General features: G+C 44.6%; 1 pseudogene. It reads right to left on the bottom strand.

Going from position 1 to position 271, the window contains the following annotated elements:
* Positions 1-271 (bottom strand): annotated as a pseudogene (locus AAEZ02_RS22550) (DUF4382 domain-containing protein); the annotation flags it as partial.

Here is a 271-nt window from a genome sequence, read left to right as displayed (position 1 = left end):
CAGGTAGATCGATATTATCAATGGCAAGATGCCTATTCATGCCCTGATAATCGAGCAAATTAAACTCCATATGTTGTAAACTATAACGGTGTATTTCCCCCGCAGCGTCCGTCATAACAAGTTCATTCATCACTAGCCCTAACCGGGACACTCCCGCCATAGGGGCATCAGACACCCCTAAAGAGAATTGTCCTAAAGGGTTAACTTCATCGGTTGTACTATCACTGCCGCCACAAGCGCTCAGCAATAAAACCGAAGATAACATCAATAC

Origin of the sequence: Shewanella sp. T24-MNA-CIBAN-0130, assembly GCF_040310185.1 — a bacterium.
GTDB lineage: Bacteria > Pseudomonadota > Gammaproteobacteria > Enterobacterales > Shewanellaceae > Shewanella > Shewanella psychromarinicola.
Note: the sequence above shows the minus strand (reverse complement) of the source record. Positions and strands in the feature narration are given on the sequence as shown.